Origin of the sequence: Pseudomonas sp. KCJK9111 (assembly GCF_046231935.1) — a bacterium.
Classification (GTDB): Bacteria; Pseudomonadota; Gammaproteobacteria; order Pseudomonadales; family Pseudomonadaceae; genus Aquipseudomonas; species Aquipseudomonas parafulva_B.
This window is the reverse complement of the sequence record NZ_JBJJMO010000042.1, coordinates 1-25,110: the sequence shown is the minus strand read 5'-3', so window position 1 is coordinate 25,110 and position 25,110 is coordinate 1. Positions and strand designations below refer to the sequence as shown.

The following is a 25,110-nucleotide window of genomic DNA, read 5'->3' as shown; positions in this document are numbered from 1 at the left end:
GCTGTTCACACAGCTGAAGGCCATGAGCCTTCCACTGCTGCCGCTTCGCCACGCCCGGAAGGAGAAACCCATGGGACAGCGCACGCTTTTGTACGACCTGCATCTGGCGCTTGGCGCCAAGACGGTCGATTTCGGTGGCTGGGACATGCCGCTGCACTATGGCTCGCAGGTCGATGAGCACCACCAGGTGCGCAGTGACTGTGGGGTCTTCGACGTTTCCCACATGACCGTCATTGATATCCGGGGCGATACGGCCACGGCTTGGTTGCAGCGGCTGCTGGCCAATGATGTCGCCCGGCTCGATCAGGTTGGCAAGGCACTCTACAGCCCGATGCTGCATGAGCAGGGCGGGGTGATCGACGACTTGATCGCCTACCGCACGGCGACCGGTTACCGCCTGGTCACCAACGCTGCCACCCGAGCCCGGGTGCTGGAGTGGCTGGACCAGCAGCGTGATGGGGTGGCCGTCGACGTTCAGGTTCGTCCGGACCTCGCCATTCTTGCCGTTCAGGGCCCGAACGCGCGCGAGAAGGTAGCTGCTTTGGTCAGTGCCTCGCGGGCCGCTCTGATACGCACGCTACGCCCCTTCGAAGGCGTGATGGACGGGGACTGGTTCATCGCGCGCACCGGCTATACCGGCGAAGATGGACTGGAGATGATCTTCCCGGGTGACCAGGCCGTGACCTTTTTCAACGACCTGGTCGGCGCCGGTATCGCGCCCAGCGGCTTGGGGGCTCGCGACACGTTGCGGCTCGAAGCCGGTATGCACCTTTACGGGCAGGATATCGACGAGCAGCACACGCCGTTATCGTGCAACCTGGGCTGGAGCATCGCCTGGGAGCCGGCAAGCCGAAACTTCATCGGCCGCGCGGCGCTGTTGGCGGAAATCGAGCGGGGCGTACAGGAAAAGCTCGTGGGTTTGGTACTGGAGGAGCGCGGTGTCCTGCGCGCCCACCAGGTGGTCCGTGTGGCGGGGATTGGCGAAGGAGAGATCACCAGTGGTAGTTTCTCACCTACGCTGAGCAAGTCCATTGCCCTGGCACGCGTGCCCATGGCCACGGGCGACCGGGCCGAAGTGGAAATTCGTGGCAAGTGGTACCCGGTGCGCGTGGTCAGGCCGACTTTCGTGCGCCACGGCAAGATCCTGATCTGATCTATCATCAAACGGCGGGCGTACCGCTGAGCCAATCGAGGAATTCAAGACATGAGCAATATCCCCGCCGAACTTCGTTTTGCCCAAAGCCATGAATGGGCCCGCCTGGAAGCCGACGGTACCGTCACGGTAGGCATCAGTGACCATGCGCAGGAAGCGCTAGGTGACGTGGTATTCGTCGAGCTGGCCGAAGTGGGCAAGGTGTTTGCCGCAGGCGACGCGGCCGGTGTCGTGGAGTCGGTCAAGGCCGCGTCCGACATCTACGCCCCGGTCGGTGGCGAAGTGATCGCGGTCAACGAGGCGTTGGCCGACAGCCCTGAACAACTGAACGAGCAGCCCTACGACGCATGGATCTTCAAGCTCAAGCCGAGCAGCCAGGCTGATCTGGATAAACTGCTGGATGCGGCTGGCTACGAGGCCCTCATTGGCGAGTAAGCCGTCCTTGCGTCACCGGCAGAAAGCACTCGCAGCTAGGGGTTGAAGACCTCCCGGCGCGAGTTAGCCGGCGTTGAGGCCGGCGCTGTACCGATCAGTCGGCTATAGCATGCTTGGCCAGAATGGCATTGGCCAGCTCCATGTCAGACGCGTGAAGCCCTGGATGTTCCGCACGCACCTGCTTGATTGCCGACTCCAGGAATGGCCCACGGATGGCGCCTTCACTGGCTACGAAGCTGCCAGCATCATCCTGCGCCGCCATCACCAACTTGTGGTCACGCGAGGTCAGGTAGGTCGAGCCGGTGGTTGCACCGGAAGAGATCACATTACGCCAGAAGGAATCGGCCATGGCCGAGCCCACAGGCAGCGCGAGCAGGGCTGCGGCAGCGATGGCAGTGTTGAGACGCATGATGAGACACCTCGAAGGTGAGGGTTGAAGATGTGCGGTTGGATGCTCGCGAACCTGCCAAGTTCCTGGGCCTGCCGCTTCTGATCAGCTGCATGCACGCAGTACTTCGTCAGCCAGGGTTTGCCCACACGCAACCTTGGCCTCGCCGCAGCGGCGCAGGTCCACAAGGCCATCTGCCTGGGCCTGGCGGCGCAATTGCGCAAGGTCCGTATGAGGGCCGATCAGGGCACGCAGGTTGTCGCTGGGTTCGAGTAATTCGAACAAGCCGGTACGCCCATGAAAACCCGTGCCGCGGCACGTTCTGCAGCTGGCTGCGTCGCGCCCCTGGCACTGGCTGCACAGCGTGCGCACAAGCCGCTGGGCCATCACCGCAATCAATGTCGCTTTGATCAAGTAATCAGCCACACCCAGTTCTTGCAGACGGATGATTGCGGCACAGGCGTCGTTGGTGTGCAGGGTAGACAGCACCAGGTGCCCGGTAAGGGCGGCCTGCACGGCCACCCGTGCGGTGTCGGGGTCCCGTATTTCGCCGATCATGATGATGTCCGGATCCTGGCGCAGCATGGCGCGCACGCCGTTGGCAAAGCCCAGGTCCAGGGCCGGCTGCACCTGAAACTGGTTGAACCCGGGTTCGAGTCGTTCGATGGGGTCCTCGATGGTGCACAGGTTGACCTGCGGGGTGGCCAATAGCTTGAGGCTGGCGTACAGCGTGCTGGTCTTGCCTGAGCCCGTAGGCCCTGTGACCAGGATGATGCCCTGGCGCCGTTGCAGCAGGCCTTGCCATTGACCCAATTGCTGCCCCTGAAGACCGAGCCGATCAAAGCTCTCGTGCAGCTGCTGCGGGTCGAACAGGCGCAATACCAGCTTTTCACCAAAGGCAGTGGGCAGGGTCGACAAACGTAGCTCCACCTCGCTCCCGTTTGGCAGGCGGCTTTGCAGTCGGCCATCCTGAGGCCTGCGTTTTTCCGCGACATCCATGCGCCCAAGGTGCTTCAGGCGGCTGATCAAGGCCACTGCGACTGCGGCGGGGAAAACATAGACGGTGTGCAACAGGCCATCGATGCGATAGCGCAAGTGGCCCTGGTCGCGGCGTGGCTCCAGATGGATGTCGCTGGCGCGCTGGTCGATCGCGTAGTGCAGCAGCCAGTCGACGATATGCACGATGTGCGCGTCATCCGCGTTGGCCTGCAAGTGGCGCTTGCCCAGCTCCAGCCACTGCTCGAGTTCGCCGAAGCGGTTCGATTGCTGGTGGTGCGCGCCCTTGACCGACTGCGCCAGGCGCTGGAAGGGTTCACCGGCCTGACGCATCTGCAAAGGGCTTGCGAGCACTCGCCGCACGGTTCGTCCAAGGCTCAGGGCCAGATCGGCCTGCCAACGGCACTGATAGGGCTGTGCGCTGGCCACGGTGACGCTCGCCGCGTCAGCTGCCACGATGAGAATGCCGTGGCTCTGCGCAAAGGCTGGTGACACCAGCTCAGCCACTTGCTGCAGGTCGATTTGCAGCGGATCGATACGCAGATAGGGCAGGCCCGTCTTGGCAGCCAGCCATTGGCAAAGCCGATCCAGGTCCAGTACTTGCCCCGGATGGAGGCGGTCGGCAAGGTTGCAGGCGGCCACCTGCTCCAGCGGATGATCGCCAGGATGATCGACGGCATGCTCAAGTACACGCACGCTATCGCTGGCGTGCAGGCGCTGGTCGATGAGTAAGGCTTCGAGCACCCGGTGCAGATCGAGTGCCAGGGTATCGGGGTTATGCATAAAGGCGTCCGTGCCTGATCAAGAAGACCCGATCAAGGCTAGTTCAGCCCCCGCCATAGCCGAATCGAAAGGATGTCAGGGTTTTGCCTGAGGGCTATTCATGCTCACCTCAAAGCGCTGGCCGATGCGCCGCTAGGCGTGCACTACCGACAGCTCCACACGGTGTTGCGGGGCCAAGTGCACGTCAGCCACACACACCATGTTGCGCAATTTCTGAGCGATCACTTCGGCGCGGTGCCAGCTCAAGCCGCCAATGCCGATATCGATGGCCAACCAGTCATCCTGTTGAGTGACCTGGACGCTATGCGGTGTGAGCATTTGCAAGGCGAACTGATTGAGCACCCGGCACAAGCTGTCGGGCTCGGCTTCGGCCTGCAAGCGGTACAGCACACTGGTGTGAGCATTGCTGTTGGCCCATACATCGGCACGCGGCAGTGAGTTCATGCGTCATCCTCTTTGAGTGCAGAAAGTTTTGCATGCCCGAGCCGGTATTATTTCGCTAAGATTCGACTAAATCAGTCTGTTCTTGCATAACTATGATCGATGCAGGTCGATCTGGAGAATTGTTCATGCACGGCGCATTGGATGTCTACGACCGTCGTATCCTCGAGTTGCTACAAGAAGACGCTTCGCTGTCCAGCGCTCAGATCGCCGAACGCATTGGCTTGTCACAATCGCCATGCTGGCGACGGATTCAACGGCTCAAAGAGGAGGGGGTGATTCGCGGGCAGGTCACCTTGCTGGACCGCAAGAAAATCGGGCTGAACACCCAGATATTCGCCGAAGTGAAATTGAATGCCCATGGCCGCTCGAACTTCACCGAGTTCACAGAGGCGATCCGCGGGTTTTCAGAGGTGCTCGAGTGCTACGTGCTGATGGGCTCGGTGGACTTCCTGCTGCGTATCGTCACCCCGGATATCGAGGCGTACGAACGGTTCTTCTTCGAAAAGCTCTCGAACGTTCCCGGTATTCAGGAGGTGAACTCGATCGTGGCCCTTTCGGAGATCAAGTCCACCACCAGCCTGCCGCTGTCGGGCTGAGGGCATCACGCTTTGAGCAGATGCTTCCAGCCACGGCTCTGATCGACGGCACGCGCCTGCTCGATGCGGGCTTCGAGCACCTCATCGCTGATCGGGTGCTCAGCCAGCTCGTGCAGTTTTTTCATGTCGCCGTACAGGCGGTCCATTTGTGGTGCATCCAGCACATGGCGGGCATGGTGCAGCCAGGCCATCACTTGCTCGATGCGCGGCAGTTGCTCTGCCAGGTCTTCGGGGCGCTGGGTGTATAGCGACAACTTCAGAGCGCGGCCTTCCTCGGCAATCAGGTGTGCCAGCCAGCTTGCCAGAAGCGCCTTGCCCTGGCGCTCGCCACGGCCCTTGCGTTCGGCAGTCCAGGCACGCGACAGCAGCCAGCGCGAGGTTTCCAGGGAGAACTGGCCCCAGCGAGGATCATCCAGCTCTTCTGCGAACTGCTCGGGCGCAGCGCGGCGGATGTCTTCGTCATCGTTGCCGGCTTGCACCAGTGGACGCCAGTCTTCGAGCAGGGCATCCAGGCGCGTGCGCAGGTCACGGGTGGCAGTGCGGGGGGCGGCCTGGCCCAGGCTGGCAGTGATGGCGCGCAGCTCGATGAGGTTCTGCACCCAGTCCTGCAGCGACCGCCAGTGGCCGCTGTGGCGGTACTGCTCCGCCAGGCGCTGGCTGTTGCCCAGCAGTTGCCAGGCCAGCGCAGCGTAGGCATCGTCCAAGGCCATGTCCGCTTCGAGGTCGGCGACGCTCAGGTCCAGTTCGAAACGCTCGGGCTCCAGCAGGCGGTAGCCGCGCTCAGCCTTGCTGATATCGCAGGGCATCAGCGCAACGCTTGCGGCCAACTCGGCAGCCAGCTCCAGTAGCGCCGCAGGCTCACCTTCACGCAGCTCCAGTTCCAACTCGCAAATCGCTTCCTTGCGCTTGCCGGCAATCACGAAGCCCTGGTCCAGCGCAGCCTCGATCACCACCTTGGCCTTGCCACGGCCCCAGGCGATTTCGGCATATTCGCGAGTGAAGTCGGTGGTGAACAACGGCTTGATGGTCTTCTTGTCCAGATCGGCCAGTTGCGCGGGCCAGCAGCTGTCATCCAGCTTCTTGAGGTCCAGCTTGACCTTGTCCAGTTGCCATTCGTGCTCGTTGCGCTCGGACAGGCCAGCCACGCTGGTGCCGCGACACTTGAGGGTCTGGATGACGGTATCACCGTCACGGCGCAGGCGCAGGGCAACGCGTGCCTCGGCCAGCGCGCGCTCAGGCGTGTCGAAATACTGGTTCAGCAGTTCGCGGGTCTGCCAGCCAGACTTGTTGCGCTTTTTCAGCAGCGGGTGCTCGCGCAAGGCGGCGAGGGTCTCGGGGCTGGCGCGCAGCTTGAGTTCGGTTTCTTTGGGCATTACAGGCTCGAAAGGGGGCGTGGTCGATGCAGAGTCTACAGCAGTAGGCCTTCAACGGTTTATTCCAGACGGCGGATGGTCCTATGATGGGCCATGCTTCCGAGGAGTACACGCATGCCGTTGCCGACGCTGAAAGACCAATTTGCCGCCTTGATCGCCGCGCCTTCGGTCAGTTGCACCCAGGCCTCGCTCGACCAGTCCAATCGTCAGGTCATCGACCTTCTGGCTACCTGGCTGGGTGATCTGGGTTTTTCCTGCGACATTCAGCAGGTGACTCCCGGCAAGTTCAACCTGCTGGCCAGCCGCGGCAGCGGCCCTGGCGGCCTGGTGCTGGCCGGCCACAGCGATACCGTGCCCTACGACGAGCAGCTCTGGAGCAGCGACCCCTTGAAGCTGACCGAAGTCGAGGGTCGCTGGGTGGGGCTCGGCAGTTGCGACATGAAGGGTTTTTTCGCACTGGTGATCGAGGCCGTCATTCCCTTGCTGCAGCACGACTTCAAGCAGCCGCTGCTGATTCTGGCCACCTGCGACGAGGAAAGCTCCATGTCTGGCGCCCGTGCCCTGGCCGATGCTGGCCAGCCGCTGGGCCGCGCGGCGATCATCGGCGAGCCGACCGGGCTGCGGCCGATCCGCATGCACAAAGGCATCCTCATGGATCGGATCGACATCCTCGGGCGCAGTGGTCATTCCTCGGACCCAAGCCTGGGCCGCAGCGCCATGGATGCCATGCATGCGGTAATGGGCGAACTGATGGGCCTGCGCCAGCAATGGCAGAAGGTCTACAACAATCCGCAATTCACGGTGCCTGCGCCGACCATGAACTTCGGTTGCATTCACGGTGGCGACAACCCCAACCGGATCTGCGGCCAGTGCGCGCTTGAGTTCGACCTGCGCCCATTGCCGGGCATGGACGTGGACCAGCTGCGCGCCGCCATCCGTGAAAAACTGGTTCCGGTGGCCGAGCGCCATGACGTGCGTATCGACTATGCGCCGCTGTTCCCCGAAGTGCCGCCGTTCGAACAGGCGGCCGACAGTGAACTCGTCCAGGTGGCAGAGCGGCTCACCGGCCACCGCGCCGAAGCGGTGGCATTCGGCACCGAAGCACCTTATCTTCAGCAGCTTGGCTGCCAGACCATCGTGCTCGGCCCTGGTGACATCGCCTGCGCACACCAGCCTGGCGAATACCTGGATATGTCACGTATCGAGCCGACCGTGCGTCTATTGCGTGACCTGATCGGGCACTATTGCCTGCATTAAACGTCCACCCCTTTCATTCGTTTCTGCCTAGAGGAGACCGCGCGTGACCGCAAGCCTGTTCCGACGATGATCCTGAACGCCCCTGTAACGCCGTTCTCCGTCCACTTATCCACAGGCCCTGTCATGCACGATTACGTCAACTGGCTACGCCACGCTTCTCCTTACATCAACGCCCACCGCGACTGCACCTTTGTGGTGATGCTCCCCGGCGATGGGGTTGAACACCCCAACTTCGGCAATATCGTCCACGACCTGGTGCTGCTGCACAGCCTTGGGGTGCGTCTGGTCCTGGTGCACGGCTCTCGCCCTCAGATCGAGACCCGCCTGGCTGAACGTGGCCTGGCAGCGCACTACCACCACGGCTTGCGTATCACCGATGCCGCTACCCTGGATTGCGTGATCGACGCGGTAGGTGCGCTGCGCCTGGCTATCGAGGCGCGGTTGTCGATGGACATTGCCGCCTCGCCCATGCAGGGCTCGCGCCTGCGGGTGGCCTCCGGCAACCTGGTGACCGCGCGGCCGATCGGCGTGCTCGAAGGTGTGGATTATCATCACACCGGCGAAGTGCGTCGGGTAGACCGCAAGGGCATCAGCCGCCTGCTCGACGAGCGTTCCATCGTGTTGCTCTCGCCGCTGGGCTATTCGCCAACCGGCGAGATCTTCAACCTTGCCTGCGAAGACGTGGCCACCCGTGCGGCCATCGAACTGGGCGCTGAGAAGTTGGTGCTGTTCGGCGCAGAACCTGGCCTGTTGGATGAACATGGCCGCCTGGTGCGCGAACTGCGCCCCCAACAGGTTGCGCCGCACTTGCAGCGCCTGGGCAGCGACTATCAGGCTGAGCTGCTCGATGCCGCTGCCCAGGCGTGCAAGGGCGGCGTGGCACGCAGCCATATCGTCAGCTATGCCGAGGACGGCGCGCTGCTGACCGAACTGTTCACCCGGGGCGGGGGCGGTACGCTGGTGTCCCAGGAGCAGTTCGAGATCGTACGAGAGGCCACCATCGAAGACGTCGGCGGCCTGCTCGACCTGATCAGCCCGCTGGAAGAACAAGGCATCCTGGTGCGTCGTTCACGTGAAGTGCTGGAGCGGGAAATCGAGCAGTTCAGCGTGGTGGAGCGCGAAGGCATGATCATCGCGTGCGCAGCGTTGTACCCGATTGCAGAGTCCGATGCGGGTGAGCTGGCATGCCTGGCGGTGAATCCGGAATACCGCCACGGCGGGCGCGGGGATGAGCTGCTGGCGCGTATCGAAAGCCGGGCACGGGAGATGGGGTTGAGTACCCTGTTCGTGCTCACTACACGCACGGCGCATTGGTTCCGCGAACGCGGTTTCTCGCCCAGTGGCGTCGAGCGGCTGCCGGCGGCACGGGCTTCGCTGTACAACTTCCAGCGCAATTCGAAGATCTTCGAAAAGCCGCTGGGCTGAGGCGCTCTGCGCCTGCGTGCCTTAAATGAAAACGCCGCCTTGATGGGCGGCGCTCTGGTTTACACGGTGTGCAGGTACCAGTTGTACTCGAGGTCGGAGATCGAATGTTCGAACTCCTCCAGCTCGCTTTCCTTGCACGCGACGAAGATGTCGATGTACTTCGGATCGATGTACTTGTTCAGGATTTCGCTGTCATCCAACTCGCGCAGCGCATCACGCAGGTTGTTCGGCAGGCTCTGTTCCAGCTGCTCGTACGAGTTGCCTTCGATAGGCTCCCCAGGCTCGACCTTGTTGGTCAGGCCATGGTGAACGCCTGCCAGCACGGCCGCCATCATCAGGTACGGGTTGGCATCGGCGCCAGCCACGCGGTGCTCAAGGCGCACAGCATCGGGCGAGCCGGTCGGTACGCGCAGCGCCACGGTGCGGTTGTCCAGGCCCCAGCTTGGCGCATTGGGCACGTAGAACTGCGCGCCAAAGCGGCGATAGGAGTTGACGTTCGGGCACAGGAACGCCATGGACGCAGGCAGGGTCTCGAGCACACCGCCGACAGCGTGACGTAGCGCGGCGTTCTGCTCGGGATCCTCGCTGGTGAAGATGTTGTTGCCATCTTTGTCCAGCACGGAAATGTGTACATGCAGACCATTGCCTGCCTGCCCTGGGTAGGGCTTGGCCATGAAGGTAGTGTCCATTTCATGGTCGTAGGCGATGTTCTTGATCAGGCGCTTGAGCAGCACGGCGTAGTCGCACGCCTTGAGCGGGTCCGGCACATGGTGCAGGTTGACTTCGAACTGAGCCGGGGCGCTTTCCTTGACGATGGCATCGGCAGGAATACCCTGTTCCTTGGCCCCTTCGAGGATGTCCTGCAGGCAGTCGGCATACTCGTCCAGGTCATCGATCAGGTAGACCTGGGTCGATTGCGGACGCTTGCCGGAAATGGGCGAGCGCGGCGGCTGCGGACGGCCGTTCACGTTCTCCTGGTCGATCAGGTAGAACTCCAGCTCGAACGCGGCGCAGATGGTCAGGCCCATGTCGTCGAACTTGCTTACCACCTGGCGCAGCACTTCACGCGGGTCGGCGAAGAAAGGTTCGCCTTCGAGCTCGTGCATGGTCATCAGCAGCTGGGCAGTGGGGCGCTTTTGCCACGGCTCGTTGGAGAGGGTGTCAGGGATCGGATAGCAGATGCGGTCTGCATCGCCGATGTCCAGGCCCAGCCCGGTGCTTTCGACGGTGGAGCCATTGATATCCAGTGCAAACAGAGAGGCCGGCAGGTTGATGCCTTTCTCGTAAACCTTGTGGAGGCTGGTGCGCTCTATGCGCTTGCCGCGCACCACACCATTCATATCTGCAATCAGAAGGTCAACGTAGAGAACCTCAGGATGTTCCTTAAGGAACGCGTTCGCTTCGTTAAGCTGAACGGCACGCGGGGGTACCGACATGATGCAACACCTTTGTTGTTAAAAATATCAATCAAGGGGGGCTTGCAGGACCAGTCAATCGAAAAGCCATACTGATGTCAAGCCAACCCCATGATGCCCTGAAATGGCACATCTACGGCAGATTTGCTGCATATCGGGGCACGGCATTATCCGCTATTTTTCTGGAAAAGCGCTATCGCGAGCACTGCGTCGTTTATTTTTTACGCAGGTGTTGTGTAAAAAAATGAACGGCGCTAAGCTCCGATTCAACCCAAAACAGAATAATACGAGGGTCTCATGGTCCGCCTGCCGCGACCTGGAAGCGCTGCCAATGCAGTGCAGTCAGGCTGTTCAGTCATGTTTGCCAGGCCTGCCAACCGCGTGGGGGCAGTGCTCGCAATAATTGACGTCTGGCATGCCCGGCCCCGCCTTCATGGCACCCCATCTCTACGCTTCGCTTCTTTCTGCCGTTACAAATCGCCTCGGACACACGTGGTTTCAGTGTATCCACCGTCCGCCTGCGCGGGGGTTTTGCTTTAGCCATCCACTGCATCCAGAATCAAGGCGCGGACCACCTTACCTCCTGAGGTATTTATGAGTAACAACCTCGACCAGCTCACCGATTGGTTGAAAGAGCACAAAATCACCGAAGTCGAATGCCTGATCAGCGACTTGACCGGCATCACGCGCGGCAAGATTTCGCCTACCAACAAGTTCATCGCCGAGAAAGGCATGCGCCTGCCCGAGAGCGTGTTGCTGCAGACAGTGACCGGCGACTATGTCGACGACGACATCTATTACGAGCTGCTGGACCCTGCAGACATCGACATGATCTGCCGGCCTGACGAGAACGCCGTGTTCCTGGTGCCATGGGCCATCGAGCCGACCGCGCAGGTCATCCACGATACCTACGACAAGAAGGGCAACCCCGTAGAGCTGTCGCCGCGCAATGTGCTCAAGAAGGTGCTCAAGCTCTACGCTGACAAGGGCTGGCAGCCCATCGTTGCGCCCGAGATGGAGTTCTACCTGACCAAGCGCAGCGAAGACCCTGACTTCCCGCTGCAACCGCCGGTGGGCCGTTCGGGGCGGCCCGAAACCGGGCGCCAGTCCTTCTCCATCGAAGCTGCGAACGAATTCGACCCGCTGTTCGAGGATGTCTATGACTGGTGCGAATTGCAGCAGTTGGACCTCGACACGCTGATCCACGAAGACGGCACGGCGCAGATGGAAATCAACTTCCGTCACGGCGATGCCCTGCACCTGGCCGACCAGATCCTGGTGTTCAAGCGCACCATGCGCGAAGCGGCGCTCAAGCACAACGTGGCAGCCACCTTCATGGCCAAGCCCATGACCGGCGAGCCTGGCAGCGCGATGCACCTGCACCAGAGCGTGGTCGACGTAACCACCGGCAAGAACATCTTCAGCAATGAAGACGGCAGCATGAGCACGCTGTTTCTGAACCACATCGGCGGCCTGCAGAAATTCATTCCCGAAGCGCTGCCGCTGTTCGCGCCGAACGTGAACTCGTTCCGCCGCTTCCTTCCGGATACCTCGGCACCGGTGAACGTGGAGTGGGGCGAGGAAAATCGTACGGTAGGCCTGCGCGTGCCTGACGCCGGCCCGCAAAGCCGGCGCGTCGAAAACCGCCTGCCGGGTGCGGATGCCAACCCGTACCTGGCCATCGCCGCGAGCCTGCTGTGTGGCTACATCGGCATGGTCGAAGGTATCGAGGCCAGCGCCCCGGTCCAAGGGCGGGGTTACGAGCGCCGCAACCTGCGCCTGCCGCTGACCATCGAGGACGCCCTGGAGCGCATGGAAAACAGCCGCGCCCTGGAGCAGTACCTGGGCAAGAAATTCATCGCCGGCTACGTGGCCACCAAGCGTGCCGAGCACGAGAACTTCAAGCGCGTCATCAGTTCCTGGGAGCGTGAATTCCTGCTGTTCGCAGTTTGATCAACCTCGGCCCCGCAGGCGCGCGGCCGTCCGTCAACGGAGAAGCACATGAGCCTGAACAACCCGCAAACCCGTGAATGGCAAGCCCTCAGTGGCGAGCATCACCTCGCGCCTTTCAGCGACTACAAGCAGCTCAAGGACAAGGGGCCGCGCATTATCACCAAGGCGCAGGGCGTGCATTTGTGGGACAGCGAGGGGCACAAGATTCTCGACGGCATGGCTGGCCTGTGGTGCGTGGCCGTGGGGTATGGGCGTGAGGAGCTGGTTCAGGCGGCAGAGCGGCAGATGCGTGAGCTGCCCTACTACAACCTGTTCTTCCAGACCGCCCATCCTCCGGCGCTGGAGTTGGCCAAGGCGATCACCCAAGTGGCGCCCGAGGGCATGAGCCATGTGTTCTTCACCAGTTCAGGCTCCGAAGGCAACGACACGGTGCTGCGCATGGTTCGCCATTACTGGGCACTCAAGGGCAAACCGAGCAAGCAGACCCTGATCGGCCGGGTCAACGGTTATCACGGCTCCACCGTGGCCGGCGCCAGCCTGGGCGGCATGAGTGGCATGCACGAGCAAGGCGGCCTGCCTATCCCCGGCGTGGTGCACATCCCCCAGCCGTACTGGTATGGCGAGGGCGGTGACATGACACCGGAGGCGTTCGGGGTCTGGGCTGCGGAGCAACTGGAAAAGAAAATTCTCGAAGTCGGCGAGGACAACGTCGCAGCGTTCATCGCCGAGCCCATCCAGGGCGCAGGTGGCGTGATCATCCCGCCAGACACCTACTGGCCGAAGATCAAGGAAATTCTGGCCCGTTACGACATCCTCTTTGTGGCCGACGAAGTCATTTGCGGCTTCGGGCGAACAGGGCAGTGGTTCGGCTCGGATTTCTACGACCTCAAGCCCGACCTGATGACCATCGCCAAAGGCCTTACCTCCGGTTACATCCCCATGGGCGGTGTGATCGTGCGTGACAAGGTAGCCAAGGTGCTCAGCGAAGGTGGAGATTTCAATCACGGCTTCACCTATTCGGGGCATCCTGTGGCTGCCGCAGTGGGCCTGGAAAACCTGCGCATCCTGCGCGACGAACAAATCGTCGAGAAAGCGCGCACCGAAGCGGCACCGTATTTGCAAAAGCGTCTGCGTGAGTTGCAGGACCACCCGCTGGTGGGCGAGGTGCGCGGTGTTGGCCTGCTCGGCGCGATCGAGCTGGTCAAGGACAAGGCGACCCGCAGCCGTTTCGAAGGCAAGGGCGCTGGCATGATCTGCCGTAATTTCTGCTTCGACAATGGTCTGATCATGCGGGCTGTTGGCGACACGATGATCATCGCGCCACCTCTGGTCATCAGCCCGGCCGAGATCGACGAACTAGTGGAAAAGGCACGCAAATGCCTGGACCTGACGCTCGAAGCGATTCGCTGACAGCTAGCGATGTGACATTAAGTCGTTACAAGGTTCAGGTTTCCTTGAAACCGGGCCTTGTAACTTGCCAGACTAGCGGCTGCTTCAGTCGCCCACGCGCGTGTACTGCGGGACCCGGCTTCTGAACGGATAGCTAATCGAACACTCTGGAGCATGACGCATGAAGAATATGGGCAAGACGTTGTTGGCTGCCGCGCTGATGGGCGCAGTGGTCGGGGCTGTACAGGCTGAAGACAAGGTACTGAACGTCTACAACTGGTCGGACTACATCGCTCCGGACACCATCGCCAAGTTCGAGAAAGAGTCGGGCATCAAGGTCAAGTACGACGTGTTCGACAGCAATGAAACCCTGGAGGCCAAGTTGCTGGCCGGCAAGTCCGGCTATGACATCGTGGTGCCTTCCAACAACTTCCTGGCCAAGCAGATCAAGGCTGGCGTCTACCAGGAACTCGATCGCACCAAGCTGCCCAACTGGAAGAACCTCGACGAGGACCTGCTCAAGGCCGTGGGCGATGCCAGTGACCCGGGTAACAAATACGCCTTCCCCTACATGTGGGGCTCGATCGGCATCGGCTACAACCCAGAGAAGGTCAAGGCCGCGCTGGGCGTGGACAAGATCGACTCCTGGGACGTGGTCTTCAAGCCAGAGAACATTGCCAAGCTCAAGAGCTGTGGCGTGAGCTTCCTCGATGCCCCAACCGAAATGCTGCCAGCTGCCCTGCATTACCTGGGCCTGCCGACCAACAGCACCAAGAAGGAAGACCTCAAGGCTGCCGAGGACCTGTTCCTCAAGATCCGTCCTTCGATCACCTACTTCCATTCCTCCAAGTACATTGGCGACCTGGCCAACGGCAACATCTGCCTGGCAGTCGGCTACTCGGGTGACCTGGAACAGTCCAAGACCCGCGCCCACGAGGCGGGGGACAAGGTCAAGCTGGACTACGTGATTCCGAAAGAAGGCGCCGGCACCTTCTATGACATGGTTGCCATGCCCAAGGATGCCGAGCACAAGGAAGCGGCCTACAAGTTCATGGACTTCCTGATGCAGCCGCAAGTCATGGCCGAAATCACCAATGCCGTGCGCTTCCCCAACGGCAACAAGGCCGCGACCGCCTTCGTGGACAAGGACATCACCAGCGACCCAAGCATCTATCCGTCCGCTGAAGTGAAAAAGCAGCTGTACGCCATTGCCGCCCCTGAGGCAGCAGTGCAACGGGTGATTACCCGCAGCTGGACCAAGATCAAATCGGGCAAATAAGCCTGATGTAGCATTTTCGGACCGGGTATTCCCGGTCCGAAACCAGTGAAAGGCAATTGAACATTGCGGCATCGAAGCTGCGAAGGTAAGTTGCGCGCCGGTTTTGCGTGTGCGGCAGCATTGTCGCTACCCAGACACTGATTGTGAGGACCACCCACTTGTCCAATTCTGTATTACGCAAGGCCATGATGGCTGCAGCGAGCCTGACGCTGGCATGCAGCGTCCAAGCGGCGCCTACGGTGCATTTCTACAACTGGTCCGACTATATCGGCCCTTACACCCTCGCAGGCTTCGAGAAAGCCACGGGCATCAAGCCGGTGCAGGATGTCTTCGATTCCAACGAGACCCTGGAAGGTAAGCTGCTGGCCGGCAGGACCGGCTATGACGTGGTCGTGCCTTCCAACCATTTCCTGGGCAAGCAGATCAAGGCGGGCGCTTTCCAGAAGCTCGACAAGACACTGCTGCCCAATTACGCGAACCTTGATCCTGCGCTGATGAAGCGTCTGGAGAAGAACGATCCGGGTAACCTGTATGCCGTGCCTTACCTGTGGGGCACCAATGGCATCGGGTACAACGTCGACAAGGTCAAGGAGGCACTTGGCGTCGATACCATCGATTCCTGGGCGGTGCTGTTCGAACCCGAGAACATGAAGAAGCTGTCCAAGTGCGGTGTGGCCTTCCTCGACTCGGCGGACGAAATGCTTCCGGCCGTCCTCAACTACATGGGCCTGGATCCCAACAGCACCAACCCCAAGGATTACGCCAAGGCCGAGCAGAAGCTGCTGGCGGTGCGCCCCTACGTGACCTACTTCCATTCGTCCAAGTACATCACCGACCTTGCCAACGGCAACATCTGTGTCGCGGCGGGTTTCTCGGGTGATGTGTTCCAGGCCAAGGCCCGCGCCGAAGAGGCGAAGAAGGGCGTGAACCTGGCTTATGCCATTCCCAAAGAAGGCGGCAACCTCTGGTTCGACGTGCTGGCGATCCCCAAGGACGCCAAGAACGTGGAGCAGGCGCATGCCTTGATCAACTATTTGCTGAAACCTGAGGTTATTGCCCAGGTCAGTGATTACGTCGGTTATGCCAACCCTAACTCGAAGGCTGGCGACCTGATGGACCAGGCCGTGAGGACTGACGCTGCGGTCTATCCACCGCAGGATGTGCTGGACAAGATGTTCGTGAACTCAGAGCTGCCGCCCAAGGTGCAGCGCCTGATGACCCGCAGCTGGACCAAGGTCAAGTCGGGCAAGTAATCCACCTCACCCGCGCGACCTGCCTGGCAGGCCGCGCGGGCACAAAAATCTTGTTGGGAGTTTCACTCATGGCAGTTGCCTCCGGCGCCTATAAGAAAGCCCTCGAGGGTGGCCAGCAACCCAAGCAGGTGCTGGTCAAGATCGACCGGGTCACGAAAAAATTCGACGAAACGGTAGCGGTGGACGATGTGTCCCTGGAAATCCGCAAGGGCGAAATCTTCGCCTTGCTCGGCGGTTCCGGCTCCGGTAAGTCGACCTTGCTGCGCATGCTGGCAGGCTTCGAACGCCCCACCGAAGGGCGCATCTTCCTGGACGGTGTGGACATCACCGACATGCCGCCCTACGAGCGGCCGATCAACATGATGTTCCAGTCCTACGCCCTGTTCCCGCACATGACCGTGGCGCAGAACATCGCCTTCGGCCTGCAGCAGGACCGCTTGCCCAAGGCCGAGGTCGACGCCCGCGTGGCCGAGATGCTCAAGCTGGTGCACATGACCCAGTACGCCAAGCGCAAACCGCATCAGCTCTCCGGTGGCCAGCGCCAGCGCGTGGCCTTGGCTCGCTCCCTGGCCAAGCGCCCCAAGCTGTTGCTGCTGGACGAGCCGATGGGCGCCCTGGACAAGAAGCTGCGTTCGCAGATGCAACTGGAGCTGGTGGAAATCATCGAGCGTGTCGGTGTGACCTGCGTGATGGTGACCCACGACCAGGAAGAGGCCATGACCATGGCCCAGCGCATCGCCATCATGCACCTGGGATGGATCGCTCAGATCGGCTCGCCGGTGGATATCTACGAAACCCCGACCAGCCGCCTGGTCTGCGAATTCATCGGCAACGTCAACCTGTTCGATGCCGAGGTGATCGACGATGCCGAAGGTCATGCCCTGATCGCCTCGCCTGAACTTGAGCGCAAGATCTACGTCGGGCATGGTGTTTCCACCTCCGTGGAAGACAAGCACATCACCTATGCGCTGCGCCCGGAAAAGATGCTGGTCACCACTGTCCAGCCTGACTTCGAGTACAACTGGTCGCGCGGCAAGATCCATGACATCGCCTACCTGGGCGGTCATTCGGTGTTCTACGTGAAGCTACCCAGTGGCAAGGTGGTGCAGTCGTTCGTCGCCAACGCCGAGCGCCAAGGCGCGCGCCCTACGTGGGACGATGAAGTCTACGTATGGTGGGAAGACGACAGCGGCGTGGTACTGCGGTCATGAAGCTGCGCAAGCTCAAGCGAGCGTTCCGGCGCATCACCCCTGAGGGGCGGCACCTGGTGATCGGTGTTCCTTTCGTGTGGCTGTTCCTGTTCTTCATGCTGCCGTTCTTCATCGTCCTGAAGATCAGCTTCGCCGAAGCTGACGTGGCGATCCCGCCTTATACCGAGATCTACAGCTACGTCGAGGACAAGATCCAGTTGGTGCTCAACCTGGCCAACTACGGTTTGCTGACCGAGGACGACCTGTATATCTCGGCCTACCTGGGTTCGCTTAAGATGGCGTTCATCAGCACGCTGCTTTGCCTGCTGATCGGCTACCCGATGGCCTACGCCATCGCCAATGCCAAGAAGGAAACCCAGACCGTCCTGCTGCTGCTGATCATGATGCCGACCTGGACCGCGATCCTGATCCGCGTGTATGCCTGGATGGGCATTCTCAGCAACAACGGTTTGCTCAACGGCTTTCTGATGTGGACCGGGCTGATCGACCAGCCGCTGCAGATCCTGAACACCAACCTGGCGGTGTATATCGGCGTGGTCTATTCCTACCTGCCGTTCATGATCCTGCCCTTGTTCGCCAACCTGGTGAAGCATGACCCAAGCCTGCTCGAAGCGGCATCCGACCTGGGCTCGAGCACCTTCAACAGTTTCTGGAAAATCACCGTGCCGCTGTCGAAAAACGGCATCATCGCCGGTTGTATGCTGGTATTCATCCCCGTGGTGGGCGAGTTCGTGATCCCCGAGCTGCTCGGCGGTCCGGAAACCCTGATGATCGGCAAGGTGTTGTGGCAGGAGTTCTTCAACAACCGTGACTGGCCGGTGGCCTCCGCGCTGGCGGTGGTGATGCTGGCGATCCTGATCGTGCCGATTCTGCTGTTCAACCGCAGCCAGGCCAAGGAAATGGAGGGCAGGGCATGAAGCGCTTCGGTTTTTCCAAGCTAATGCTGGTGTTCGGCTTGCTGTTCATTTACTTGCCGATGGTGATTCTGGTCATCTACTCGTTCAACGCCTCTAAGTTGGTGACGGTGTGGGGCGGGTGGTCGGTGAAATGGTACGTCGGCCTGCTGGACAACACCCAGCTGATCGGCTCGGTGATGCGCTCGCTGGAAATTGCCTGCTACACGGCGGTGGCAGCGGTTGCGTTGGGCACCATGGCCGCTTTCGTGCTGACCCGGGTCACCCGCTTCCGCGGGCGCACCTTGTTCGGCGGCCTGGTCACTGCGCCGCTGGTGATGCCTGAAGTCATCACCGGTCTGTCGCTGTTGCTGCTGTTCGTGGCCATGGCGCAATTGATCGGTTGGCCGCAGGAGCGTGGCGTGGTCACCATCTGGATCGCCCACACCACCTTCTGTGCAGCCTATGTGGCGGTTGTCGTGTCGGCGCGGTTGCGTGAACTGGACCTGTCGATCGAGGAAGCGGCCATGGACCTGGGAGCCAAGCCGTGGAAGGTGTTCTTCCTGATCACCATCCCCATGATTGCGCCATCGCTGGCGGCCGGCGGCATGATGTCGTTCGCGCTGTCGCTCGATGACCTGGTGCTGGCAAGCTTCGTGTCCGGGCCAGGCTCGACCACGTTGCCCATGGAAGTGTTCTCGGCGGTGCGCCTGGGCGTGAAGCCCGAGATCAACGCCGTGGCCAGCCTGATTCTGCTGTCCGTTTCGTTGGTTACGTTCTTCGTCTGGTACTTCAGCCGCCGTGCCGAGGAGCGCCGCCGCAAGGCCATACAGCAAGCCATCGAAGAGGGTGCGGCGGCCAACGCCTCGCAGCCACAGGTACGGCGCCCGGCGCCGGTGGCGCCGATCTGATTGAGGCGTAGCTGCTCGCTTGCAGACGATCAGCTACGCCCGCGCCAGCGCCCGTGATCTTGAGAGACTGCGGTACTGACAGAATTGCTAGGGCTCGCTATACCTGACCTAACAAAGCCGCCCAGGGGCCTGAAGTGGGCAGGGCCTCTAGTACTCCAATAAGAATTATGGAACCCCGGCTTACCTGGCGAATCGCATGCATGAATCTTTTGCGCGCAAGAAAGGAGCCTCCATGACGTTGTCGCGTGTGCTGCTGGTCACCGGCTTGGGGGTGCTGGGCTTGCTCACCGGCTGCAGCAAGAGTGAGCCCGCAGAAACCCTGCCTCGGGTGGGGGTGCAGACTGTCCAATCTGCTGATTTCTCTGCCAGGGTGACCCTGACCGGTGATATCCAGGCGCGTGTGCAAACCGACCTTTCTTTCCGTGTAGGCGGCAAGATCATCGCGCGCGCGGTGGATGTGGGCGATCACGTCAAGGCCAAGCAGGTGCTGGCGCGGCTTGACCCCAAGGACCTGCAGAACAACGTCGCCTCGGCCAAGGCCGAGGTGTTCGCCGCCCAGGCGCGTGTAACCCAGACCCAAGCCGCCTTCGTCCGCCAGCAGAAACTGCTCCCCAAGGGCTATACCAGCCAAAGCGAATACGATGCTGCCCAGGCCTCGCTGCGCAGTAATCAGAGCGCCCTGAAGGCCGCACAGGCTCAGCTGGCGAACGCCAACGAGCAGTTGAGCTATACCGCGCTGGTATCAGAGGCCGATGGTGTGATCACCGAGCGCCAGGCCGAGGTAGGCCAAGTGGTGCAAGCGACCATGCCGATCTTCAGCCTGGCCCGGGATGGCGAGCGTGATGCGGTGTTCAACGTCTATGAGTCCCTGTTGGCAGGCACCCCGAGCGATGCCAGCGTGGTGGTCAGCCTGCTGGACGATCCCAAGGTACAAGCCCATGGGGCGGTGAGGGAAATCACGCCCACCGTCTCGGCCCAGAGCGGTACGGTACAGGTCAAGGTCGGTCTGCAGGACGTTCCGCCTGCCATGCAGCTGGGCGCGCCCGTCACCGTGACCACGCAGGGGCGGGGCAAGCCGAGTGTCGAGCTGCCTTGGTCGGCACTGACCAAAGGCCTGAAGAAACCCGCCGTATGGATCGTGGGTGAGGGCGACAAGGTGCAGTTGCGGGAAGTCGAAGTGAGCCGCTACCTGACCGGCACCGTGGTCATCGGCAAGGGCCTCGACGGTGGCGAAGTCGTCGTGGTAACCGGCGGGCAGCTGCTGCACCCCGGCATGAAAGTTGAAAAAGTCCCCGCCAAAGCGCCGGAGAGCCCGCTATGAAGCCTTGGCTGACACTGATGTGTGCCGGTGTGTTGCTTGTCGGGTGCGGCAAGCAAGAGCAGCCGCCAGAGCCGGTTCGCCCCGTGCTGTCGGTAGTGGTGCAACCTCAGTCGCAGGCCCGCCTGGGCCGCTTTGCAGGCGTAATCGAAGCGCGTTACGAAAGTACCCTGGGCTTTCGCGTAGGCGGTCGCATCGCACGCCGTTGGCTGGACGTCGGTGCCCAGGTCAAAGCGGGCGATACGCTGGCCACGCTGGATCCGACCGACCAGCAAAACCAGCTGCGTGCAGCTGAAGGCGACTTGGCCAGGGTGCAGGCGCAGTGGATCAACGCGCAGTCCGACGCCCGCCGGCAACAACAGTTGTACGACCGCGGCGTGGGTGCTCAGGCGCAGCTGGACATCGCCCAGACCAACCTGAAAACAGCCGGCGCCACGTTGGAGCAGGCCAGGTCCTCGGTCAGTCAGGCCCGTGATCAGCTCGGCTACACCACACTTCGCAGCGATCATGCGGCGGTGATCACCGCTTGGCAGGCCGAGGCGGGGCAAACCGTCACCGCTGGGCAGGCGGTGGTCAAGCTGGCCAGGCCAGACGTGAAGGAAGCCGTGATCGACCTGCCCATTGGCATTGCCGAGCAGTTGGCCCCGGACCTGACCTTTACCGTTGCCTCGCAGCTCAACCCTGCCGTCAACACCACCGCCACCTTGCGCGAGCTCGAGCCCAAGGCCGATGCTACCACCCGCACCCGGCGTGCGCGGCTGACCTTGGCCAGCACCCCTGAAACGTTCCATCTGGGGACTGCCGTCAGCGTCACCCTCAGCTCGCAGGTTTCTCCGCGCAGCGAACTGCCGGCCAGCGCTCTGCTCGAGCGCGATGGCAAGACCCAGGTGTGGGTCGTCGAACCTCAACAGAAAACTGTCGCTTTGCGCGACGTGACCCTGATCGACCGAAACGAAGACCGCATCGTCGTCTCATCAGGCGTACAGCCTGGGGAGCGGGTGGTGATCGCCGGCGTCAATAGCCTCAAGCCTGGCCAGCAGGTCACCTTCGACGAGGATGCGCAATGAAAGGAAGCTTCAACCTGTCCGAATGGGCGCTCAAGCATCAGTCGTTCGTGTGGTACCTGATGTTCGTCGGCCTGCTCATGGGCATCTTTTCGTACTTCAACCTCGGTCGCGAAGAAGACCCGTCCTTCACCATCAAGACCATGGTGATCCAGACCCGCTGGCCTGGCGCTACCCAGGAGGAGACGCTGCTGCAGGTCACCGACCGGATCGAGAAGAAGCTCGAGGAGCTCGATTCGCTCGACTACACCAAAAGCTATACCCGGCCGGGTGAATCAACGGTGTTCGTCTACCTGCGCGACACCACCAAGGCAGACGACATACCGCAGATCTGGTACCAGGTACGCAAGAAGATCCAGGACATTCGCGGCGATTTCCCCGAGGGCTTGCAGGGCCCTGGCTTCAACGATGAATTCGGCGACGTATTCGGTTCCATCTACGCGTTCACCGCCGACGGGCTGAGCCTGCGTCAGTTGCGTGATTATGTGGAGCGGGCGCGGGCCGAGGTCCGTGAAGTGCCCAATATCGGCAAGATCGAAATGGTCGGTATCCAGGACGAAGTGCTCTACCTGAACTTCTCCACCCGCAAGCTCGCCGCCTTGGGTATCGATCAGCGTCAGGTGATGCAGGCTTTGCAGACGCAGAACAGCGTGACGCCAGCGGGCGTGATCGAGGCCGGGCCGGAGCGTATCTCCGTACGGACCAGCGGGCAGTTCGCCTCGGAAAAGGACCTTGAGAACGTCAACCTGCGCATCAACAACCGCTTCTACCGCCTGGCAGACGTTGCTCAGGTCGAGCGCGGCTACGCCGATCCGCCTGCGCCAATGTTCCGCTACAACGGCAAGACGGCCCTGGGCCTTGCCATCGGCATGCAGAAGGGCGGCAACATCCAGGAGTTTGGCAAGGCCCTGAAGCAGACCATGCAGCGCATTACCAACGAGCTTCCGGTAGGCGTCGATGTGCACACGGTGTCCAACCAGGCCACAGTGGTGGAGAAGGCCGTCGGTGGCTTCACCAGCGCGCTGTTCGAGGCGGTGATCATCGTACTGGCCGTCAGCTTCGTCAGCCTTGGCGTACGTGCAGGCCTGGTGGTGGCGTGCTCGATCCCGTTGGTGCTGGCCATGGTGTTCGTGTTCATGGAGTACAGCGGCATCACCATGCAGCGCATCTCGCTGGGTGCGTTGATCATTGCACTGGGGCTGCTGGTCGATGACGCCATGATCACGGTGGAGGTCATGGTCACACGCCTTGAGATGGGCGAGAGCAAGCAGGACGCCGCGACGTTCGCCTACACCTCCACAGCCTTTCCCATGCTCACCGGTACGCTGGTGACCGTGGCCGGTTTCGTGCCGATCGGCCTGAATGCCAGTTCGGCCGGCGAATACACCTTTACGCTGTTCGCAGTCATTGCCGTGGCGCTGTTGGTGTCGTGGGTGGTCGCCGTGTTCTTCGCCCCCGTGCTGGGTGTGCACATTCTCAACGCCCGGAAGGTGAAGTCCCATGATGACAAGCCGGGCAGGGTGGCCCGGGCGTTCGAACAGGGTTTGTTGTGGAGCATGCGCCACCGCTGGTTGACCATCATCGGCACCGTGGTGCTGTTCGCCCTGGCCGTGTTCTGCATGCGCTTCGTGCAGAACCAGTTCTTCCCTGCATCGGACCGTCCGGAAATCCTGGTCGATCTGAACCTGCCACAGAATGCGTCGATCCAGGAAACCCGCAAGGTGGTCGATCAGCTGGAGGCAACGCTCAAGGACGATGAGAGCATCGACCACTGGAGCACCTACATCGGCCAGGGTGCGGTGCGCTTCTACCTGCCACTGGACCAGCAGTTGCAGAACCCCTACTACGCGCAGTTGGTCATCGTGAGCAAAGGCCTGGAGGAGCGCGGTGAACTCATCGCCCGCCTGCAGAAGCGCCTGCGCGAGGATTTTGTGGGTATCGGCTCGAACGTCCAGTCGCTGGAAATGGGGCCTCCGGTGGGGCGGCCGATCCAGTACCGGGTCAGCGGCAAGGACATCGACCAGGTGCGCAAGCATGCCATCGAGCTGGCGACGCTGCTGGACAAGAACCCCAACATCGGCGAAATGATCTACGACTGGAACGAGCCGGGCAAAGTGCTGCGCATCGATATCGCCCAGGACAAGGCCCGTCAGTTGGGGTTGTCGTCGGAAGACGTGGCCAATGTGATGAACAGCATCGTCACCGGTGTACCCGTCACCCAAGTCAACGACGATATCTATCTGATCGATGTGGTGGCCCGCGCCGTGGACAGCGAGCGGGGCTCCCCCGATACGCTGCAAAACCTGCAGATCCTAACGCCCAATGGCACCTCGATCCCGCTGCTGGCGTTTGCCACCGTGCGCTACGAACAGGAGCAGCCCCTGGTCTGGCGCCGCGATCGCAAGCCGACGATCACACTCAAGGCCTCGGTCAACGGCGATATCCAACCCACGGACCTGGTGGCCCAGCTCAAGCCGGATATCGACAAATTCGCTAGCCAGTTGCCGACCGGCTATGAGATTGCAACCGGCGGTACGGTGGAGGAGAGCGGCAAGGCCCAGGGGCCCATCGCCAAGGTGATCCCGCTGATGCTGTTCCTCATGGCCACGTTCCTGATGATCCAATTGCACAGTGTGAAGAAGCTGTTCCTGGTGATCAGCGTGGCGCCACTGGGGCTCATCGGCGTGGTGTTGGCGCTGGTGCCGACCGGCACGCCAATGGGCTTCGTGGCGATTCTGGGTATTTTGGCGCTGGCCGGCATCATCATTCGCAACTCGGTGATTCTGGTGACCCAGATCGATGAGTTCGAAGCCCAGGGATACTCGCCTTGGGACGCCGTGGTCGAGGCGACCAACCATCGTCGCCGGCCGATTCTGCTGACTGCTGCCGCCGCCAGCCTGGGCATGATCCCGATTGCCCGCGAGGTGTTCTGGGGCCCGATGGCCTACGCCATGATCGGCGGCATCATCGTGGCGACCTTGCTCACGCTGCTGTTCTTGCCGGCGCTGTATGTAGCGTCCTACAAGATTCGGGAGCCTCGTCAGGAAGGTTGAGGCGCGATACGCGTCGCTTGCCAGCTGGGCCGCAAAGCGGCCCCGATATTACGCGCTACGAAGCTGAAACCCTGGGGCTGCTGCGCAGCCCATCGCGGCGCAAGGCCGCTCCCACCCGGGGGTGAGCTGGACCCTAGATGCGGTGAAAGGCAGTTGCTCCCGCAATCGCACTACTTCAGCCATCCCACGCTCACGGTAGGAGCGGCCTAGTGCCGCGATGGGCTGCGCAGCAGCCCCAGAGATGCTGGCCCTTAGATGCGGTGAAAGACAGTTGCTCCTACCTTGACCGTGTGATGACTGAATTACCGTGCCTGGGGGCCATGCCAAAGCAACTGCCTTGCACCGCCCCTGGAAGGCTAGCCGATCCCCCATGTGTGCGGCCTCGCCGGTCTGGCGACCCGGAAAGGTCGCTCCTTGTATCTACAATGGGGACCTGCACCCGCAGCTGTAGGCTTTGGCAGGTCGCTGCCGTGAGCCACGATCCCGAGGCCAGCGACTCTCCGTGTCATAGCCCGCTTTCA

At 61.6% G+C, this 25,110-nt stretch carries 20 protein-coding genes; 15 read left to right on the top strand and 5 right to left on the bottom strand.

The window, feature by feature from the left end; genetic code table 11:
- The first annotated feature begins 70 nt into the window (after nt 1–70).
- Together gcvT and gcvH are read left to right on the top strand one after the other, a co-directional pair.
- Nucleotides 71–1,153 (top strand): glycine cleavage system aminomethyltransferase GcvT, encoded by a 1,083-nt coding sequence (gene gcvT / locus ACK59L_RS14775; RefSeq protein ID WP_409274441.1) that lies wholly within the window; start codon nt 71–73, stop codon nt 1,151–1,153.
- 51 nt (nt 1,154–1,204) lie between these two features.
- The gene (gcvH, locus tag ACK59L_RS14770; protein WP_409274439.1) at nt 1,205–1,588 is read left to right on the top strand and encodes a glycine cleavage system protein GcvH; all 384 of its coding nucleotides are present in this window, start codon (nt 1,205–1,207) and stop codon (nt 1,586–1,588) included.
- 94 nt (nt 1,589–1,682) lie between these two features.
- On the opposite strand, the gene ACK59L_RS14765 is transcribed toward gcvH, so the two are convergent.
- The 3 genes from ACK59L_RS14765 to ACK59L_RS14755 all read right to left on the bottom strand — a co-directional run bounded on the left by ACK59L_RS14765 (nt 1,683) and on the right by ACK59L_RS14755 (nt 4,199).
- The gene (locus ACK59L_RS14765) at nt 1,683–1,997 is read right to left on the bottom strand and encodes a DUF2388 domain-containing protein (protein ID WP_058638182.1); all 315 of its coding nucleotides are present in this window, start codon (nt 1,995–1,997) and stop codon (nt 1,683–1,685) included.
- A gap of 84 nt (nt 1,998–2,081) precedes the next feature.
- On the bottom strand, nt 2,082–3,755 hold the full coding sequence (locus ACK59L_RS14760) for a GspE/PulE family protein (RefSeq protein WP_409274437.1): 1,674 nt from the start codon (nt 3,753–3,755) through the stop codon (nt 2,082–2,084).
- Between the two features lie 132 nt (nt 3,756–3,887).
- Nucleotides 3,888–4,199: a hypothetical protein gene (locus ACK59L_RS14755; protein ID WP_409274436.1), complete on the bottom strand. Its 312-nt coding sequence runs from the start codon at nt 4,197–4,199 to the stop codon at nt 3,888–3,890.
- A 125-nt stretch (nt 4,200–4,324) separates the two neighbouring features.
- Between ACK59L_RS14755 and ACK59L_RS14750 the strand changes: the two genes are divergently transcribed.
- A complete protein-coding gene (locus ACK59L_RS14750) occupies nt 4,325–4,795 on the top strand; it encodes an Lrp/AsnC family transcriptional regulator (protein WP_058602836.1) in 471 nt (156 codons plus the stop codon).
- 5 nt (nt 4,796–4,800) lie between these two features.
- Here ACK59L_RS14750 and ACK59L_RS14745 read toward each other — a convergent pair whose 3' ends face one another.
- A complete protein-coding gene (locus tag ACK59L_RS14745) occupies nt 4,801–6,168 on the bottom strand; it encodes a CYTH domain-containing protein (RefSeq protein WP_409274433.1) in 1,368 nt (455 codons plus the stop codon).
- Between the two features lie 114 nt (nt 6,169–6,282).
- Here ACK59L_RS14745 and argE point away from each other — a divergent pair, with 114 nt between their 5' ends.
- Nucleotides 6,283–7,425, top strand: coding sequence for an acetylornithine deacetylase (gene argE / locus ACK59L_RS14740; RefSeq protein ID WP_058602838.1), 1,143 nt, complete (start codon nt 6,283–6,285; stop codon nt 7,423–7,425).
- Between the two features lie 123 nt (nt 7,426–7,548).
- Nucleotides 7,549–8,850 carry an amino-acid N-acetyltransferase gene (gene argA / locus ACK59L_RS14735; RefSeq protein ID WP_144963957.1) on the top strand — a complete coding sequence of 434 codons (1,302 nt, stop codon included), beginning with the start codon at nt 7,549–7,551 and terminating at the stop codon, nt 8,848–8,850.
- A 59-nt stretch (nt 8,851–8,909) separates the two neighbouring features.
- Here the strand turns inward: argA and ACK59L_RS14730 are convergent, their stop codons facing one another.
- Entirely contained in the window at nt 8,910–10,286 is a 1,377-nt protein-coding gene (locus ACK59L_RS14730) for a glutamine synthetase family protein (protein ID WP_023532636.1), read from the bottom strand.
- A 573-nt stretch (nt 10,287–10,859) separates the two neighbouring features.
- On the opposite strand from ACK59L_RS14730, the gene ACK59L_RS14725 reads away from it, so the two are divergent.
- The 10 genes from ACK59L_RS14725 to ACK59L_RS14680 all read left to right on the top strand — a co-directional run bounded on the left by ACK59L_RS14725 (nt 10,860) and on the right by ACK59L_RS14680 (nt 24,589).
- Nucleotides 10,860–12,218, top strand: coding sequence for a glutamine synthetase family protein (locus ACK59L_RS14725; RefSeq protein ID WP_058602841.1), 1,359 nt, complete (start codon nt 10,860–10,862; stop codon nt 12,216–12,218).
- A 48-nt stretch (nt 12,219–12,266) separates the two neighbouring features.
- Nucleotides 12,267–13,628, top strand: a complete 1,362-nt coding sequence (locus tag ACK59L_RS14720) for an aspartate aminotransferase family protein (protein ID WP_058602842.1) — start codon at nt 12,267–12,269, stop codon at nt 13,626–13,628.
- Nucleotides 13,629–13,788: 160 nt separating this feature from the next.
- Nucleotides 13,789–14,886: a polyamine ABC transporter substrate-binding protein gene (locus ACK59L_RS14715; protein ID WP_058602843.1), complete on the top strand. Its 1,098-nt coding sequence runs from the start codon at nt 13,789–13,791 to the stop codon at nt 14,884–14,886.
- Nucleotides 14,887–15,044: 158 nt separating this feature from the next.
- Complete coding sequence (locus tag ACK59L_RS14710; protein WP_409274429.1) at nt 15,045–16,139, top strand: polyamine ABC transporter substrate-binding protein; 1,095 nt, start codon at nt 15,045–15,047, stop codon at nt 16,137–16,139.
- A gap of 68 nt (nt 16,140–16,207) precedes the next feature.
- Nucleotides 16,208–17,350: a polyamine ABC transporter ATP-binding protein gene (gene potA, locus ACK59L_RS14705; protein WP_058602845.1), complete on the top strand. Its 1,143-nt coding sequence runs from the start codon at nt 16,208–16,210 to the stop codon at nt 17,348–17,350.
- Complete coding sequence (locus tag ACK59L_RS14700) at nt 17,347–18,267, top strand: ABC transporter permease subunit (protein ID WP_058638175.1); 921 nt, start codon at nt 17,347–17,349, stop codon at nt 18,265–18,267. The genes potA and ACK59L_RS14700 overlap by 4 nt, the downstream gene beginning before the upstream one ends.
- Complete coding sequence (locus tag ACK59L_RS14695) at nt 18,264–19,154, top strand: ABC transporter permease subunit (protein WP_023532426.1); 891 nt, start codon at nt 18,264–18,266, stop codon at nt 19,152–19,154. The genes ACK59L_RS14700 and ACK59L_RS14695 overlap by 4 nt, the downstream gene beginning before the upstream one ends.
- Nucleotides 19,155–19,386: 232 nt before the next feature.
- Nucleotides 19,387–20,475: an efflux RND transporter periplasmic adaptor subunit gene (locus tag ACK59L_RS14690; protein WP_409274426.1), complete on the top strand. Its 1,089-nt coding sequence runs from the start codon at nt 19,387–19,389 to the stop codon at nt 20,473–20,475.
- On the top strand, nt 20,472–21,539 hold the full coding sequence (locus tag ACK59L_RS14685) for an efflux RND transporter periplasmic adaptor subunit (RefSeq protein ID WP_409274424.1): 1,068 nt from the start codon (nt 20,472–20,474) through the stop codon (nt 21,537–21,539). The genes ACK59L_RS14690 and ACK59L_RS14685 overlap by 4 nt, the downstream gene beginning before the upstream one ends.
- Complete coding sequence (locus tag ACK59L_RS14680) at nt 21,536–24,589, top strand: efflux RND transporter permease subunit (RefSeq protein WP_100852462.1); 3,054 nt, start codon at nt 21,536–21,538, stop codon at nt 24,587–24,589. Before ACK59L_RS14685 ends, ACK59L_RS14680 begins: the two co-directional genes overlap by 4 nt.
- The last annotated feature ends 521 nt before the right edge of the window (nt 24,590–25,110 follow it).

Bases quoted from the DNA above. Each gene is read 5' to 3' on its own strand.
- ACK59L_RS14720 (WP_058602842.1), top strand. From the start codon at position 12,267: ATGAGCCTGAACAACCCGCAAACCCGTGAATGGCAAGCCCTCAGTGGC.
- argA (WP_144963957.1), top strand. From the start codon at position 7,549: ATGCACGATTACGTCAACTGGCTACGCCACGCTTCTCCTTACATCAAC.
- argE (WP_058602838.1), top strand. From the start codon at position 6,283: ATGCCGTTGCCGACGCTGAAAGACCAATTTGCCGCCTTGATCGCCGCG.
- ACK59L_RS14695 (WP_023532426.1), top strand. From the start codon at position 18,264: ATGAAGCGCTTCGGTTTTTCCAAGCTAATGCTGGTGTTCGGCTTGCTG.
- ACK59L_RS14715 (WP_058602843.1), top strand. From the start codon at position 13,789: ATGAAGAATATGGGCAAGACGTTGTTGGCTGCCGCGCTGATGGGCGCA.
- ACK59L_RS14750 (WP_058602836.1), top strand. From the start codon at position 4,325: ATGCACGGCGCATTGGATGTCTACGACCGTCGTATCCTCGAGTTGCTA.
- ACK59L_RS14755 (WP_409274436.1), bottom strand. From the start codon at position 4,199: ATGAACTCACTGCCGCGTGCCGATGTATGGGCCAACAGCAATGCTCAC.
- ACK59L_RS14745 (WP_409274433.1), bottom strand. From the start codon at position 6,168: ATGCCCAAAGAAACCGAACTCAAGCTGCGCGCCAGCCCCGAGACCCTC.
- ACK59L_RS14700 (WP_058638175.1), top strand. From the start codon at position 17,347: ATGAAGCTGCGCAAGCTCAAGCGAGCGTTCCGGCGCATCACCCCTGAG.
- ACK59L_RS14765 (WP_058638182.1), bottom strand. From the start codon at position 1,997: ATGCGTCTCAACACTGCCATCGCTGCCGCAGCCCTGCTCGCGCTGCCT.
- ACK59L_RS14690 (WP_409274426.1), top strand. From the start codon at position 19,387: ATGACGTTGTCGCGTGTGCTGCTGGTCACCGGCTTGGGGGTGCTGGGC.
- gcvT (WP_409274441.1), top strand. From the start codon at position 71: ATGGGACAGCGCACGCTTTTGTACGACCTGCATCTGGCGCTTGGCGCC.
- ACK59L_RS14760 (WP_409274437.1), bottom strand. From the start codon at position 3,755: ATGCATAACCCCGATACCCTGGCACTCGATCTGCACCGGGTGCTCGAA.
- ACK59L_RS14725 (WP_058602841.1), top strand. From the start codon at position 10,860: ATGAGTAACAACCTCGACCAGCTCACCGATTGGTTGAAAGAGCACAAA.
- ACK59L_RS14685 (WP_409274424.1), top strand. From the start codon at position 20,472: ATGAAGCCTTGGCTGACACTGATGTGTGCCGGTGTGTTGCTTGTCGGG.
- gcvH (WP_409274439.1), top strand. From the start codon at position 1,205: ATGAGCAATATCCCCGCCGAACTTCGTTTTGCCCAAAGCCATGAATGG.
- ACK59L_RS14730 (WP_023532636.1), bottom strand. From the start codon at position 10,286: ATGTCGGTACCCCCGCGTGCCGTTCAGCTTAACGAAGCGAACGCGTTC.
- ACK59L_RS14680 (WP_100852462.1), top strand. From the start codon at position 21,536: ATGAAAGGAAGCTTCAACCTGTCCGAATGGGCGCTCAAGCATCAGTCG.
- potA (WP_058602845.1), top strand. From the start codon at position 16,208: ATGGCAGTTGCCTCCGGCGCCTATAAGAAAGCCCTCGAGGGTGGCCAG.